The sequence below is a fragment of the Saccharomonospora iraqiensis subsp. iraqiensis genome (assembly GCF_000430445.1).
GTDB lineage: Bacteria > Actinomycetota > Actinomycetes > Mycobacteriales > Pseudonocardiaceae > Saccharomonospora > Saccharomonospora iraqiensis.
The window spans coordinates 13798-16179 of record NZ_KE387107.1; the positions used below are offsets into that span (position 1 = coordinate 13798).

Genomic DNA, 2382 nt, shown 5'->3' on the forward strand with positions numbered 1-2382 from the left:
GGACGCGGCAGCTCCAGGTCCGCGGCCGGGTCGCCGTCCCCGGCCTCCTCCCCGGAGTCGGCGGTCGGTTCGAGCCGCAGCAGCGGCGCACCCGCCTCGACCTGGCTGCCGATCGGGACGGAACGCTCCCGCAGGATCCCGCGGAACGGCGCGCGCAGCACCGTCTCCATCTTCATGCTCTCCAGCACGAGCACGGGTGCGCCCGCCTCCACCTCGGCGCCGACCTCCACCGGTGTCGCCACCACGAGTGCGGGTGCGGGGGACCGCACGACACCGCCCTCGTCCCGGCTGACACGGTGGGTCACCCCGTTCACCTCGACCACGTGGACCGGCCCGTGCGTGCCGGTGACCAGGCGGAAGTCGGTGCCGTTGACCACCATGCGGGCGGTGGCGTCGTCGAACCGCTCGATCTCGACGTCGAGCGGTTCCGCACCGTCGGCCACGGTGACGGCGAACCGGTGCGGCCCGGTCCGGGCGACGGTGACGCGGTGGCCGGTACCGCGCAGTTTGAGCTCGATCGTGCGGCTGCCGGTGTGCCGCACCTGCGGTCGGCCGCCGTACGCGGTGGACAGCAGATGGTGCCGTTCGGCCTGTTCGGCCTCCTCGTAGGCCTCGACCGCGGCCGCGGCCAGGGCCACCCCGGAGTGCCGGGTGTTGTGCAGCCCGCCCTCCTGCCGGACCCGGTCGATCCACCCGGTGTCCGCCGTGGCGGCGATCACCTCCGGGGCGGCGAGCAGGTCCAGCAGGAAGCTCTTGTTGGTCGCGCCGCCGTCGACGAGCACGCGCGTCTGGGCGACGGCACGACGCAGGCGGGCCAGGGCCTCGTCCCGGTCCCGGCCGTACGCGATGATCTTGGCGATCATCGAGTCGAAGTCGGCGGGGATGGTGTCGCCCTCGGCGACGCCGGTGTCCACCCGGACGCCGGGCCCGGCGGGCAGCCGGAGCAGGGAGATCCGGCCGGGGGCCGGGGCGAAGTCGCGGTCGGGGTCCTCGGCGTTGAGCCGGGCCTCCACCGCGTGCCCCCACTCGGCGGGGCGGGCACCGTCGAGCGGATGCCCCGCGGCGACCCGCAACTGTTCCTTGACCAGGTCGGTGCCCGTGGTGGCCTCGGTGATCGGGTGCTCCACCTGCAGCCGCGTGTTCACCTCGAGGAAGGCGAACAGCCGCTCGGTGGGCTGGTAGAGGAACTCCACCGTGGCCGCGCCCCGGTAGCCCACGGCCAGCGCCAGCCGTTCCGCGGACTCCTTCAGCTCCCGGACCTGCTCGGCGTCCAGCAGCGGGGACGACGACTCCTCGATGATCTTCTGGTTGCGGCGTTGCACCGAGCAGTCCCGGACCCCGAGCGCCCACGCGGTGCCGTGCCCGTCGGCGATCACCTGGACCTCGACGTGCCGGGCACCGGTGACCAGGCGCTCCAGGAACACGGTGCCGCTGCCGAAGGACCGCTCGGCCTCGGTGCTGGTGCGTTCGAAGGCGTCGGCGAGTTCGTCGGCGGAGTGCACCACCCGGATACCCCGGCCGCCGCCGCCCGCGCTGGCCTTGAGCATCAGCGGGTAGCCGATCGAGGCGGCGGTCTCCCGGGCGGTGTCCGGGTCCCCGACCGGGCCGCGGCTCCACGGCGCCACCGGCACCCCGACCTCCTCGGCCAGCAGTTTGGCGCCGATCTTGTCGCCGAGCCTGCGCATCGCCTCCGCGTCCGGCCCGATGAAGGTGACCCCGAGCCGGTCGCACAGTTCGACGAAGGCGGCCTCCTCGGCGACGAAGCCCCACCCCACCCACGCGGCGTCGGCGGCGGTGGCGACCAGGGCCCGTTCGAGCACGGCCAGGTCGAGGTACGGGCGGTCGGCGGCGGCGCCGAGGCAGTGCGCGTGGTCGGCCTCCCGGACGAAGGCCGCGTCCCGGTCCGCGTCGGTGTAGAGCGCCACCGTCTCCAGGCGTGGCCCGCCGTCGGCGTTGTGCTCCCGTACGGCGTGGATCAGCCGCATCGCGGCCTCACCCCGGTTCACGACGGCGACCCGACGAAACACCGACAACCCCCTCATCACCTCTGTCCGACACGGCACGTGGGCGCGGTCCCCCGCAGGGGCGCGCCCACCGGCCCCACTCTCCCGTCTCCCGTGTGCCGACGGTAATGATCGCGACTCACCACGCCCCCCGCCCCGCTTTTGTAGACACCCACCAAACCGCGAGTCGACACCCCACGACGGCGAGTCGACGCCCCGGTACGGCGAGTCGACGCCCCGCGACCGTGGGTCGACGCCCCCGACCCGGCGGGCGGTGCCGACCGCCGGGTTGGAGCCGTGCGTCAGACCGCGGCCAGCGGACGGGTGGTCCCGGTGTCCCCGGGGTCGCCGGTTCCCTCCGCGTCGGCTCCGGCCTCCG

General features: G+C 74.4%; 1 protein-coding gene. It reads right to left on the reverse strand.

The annotated features are described in order from the left end of the window. Positions 1-2027, reverse strand: a 2027-nt coding sequence (locus ACTIR_RS26745) for an ATP-binding protein (protein ID WP_161629646.1), incomplete at its 3' end; no start/stop codon positions are given. Between the last annotated feature and the right edge of the window lie 355 nt (positions 2028-2382).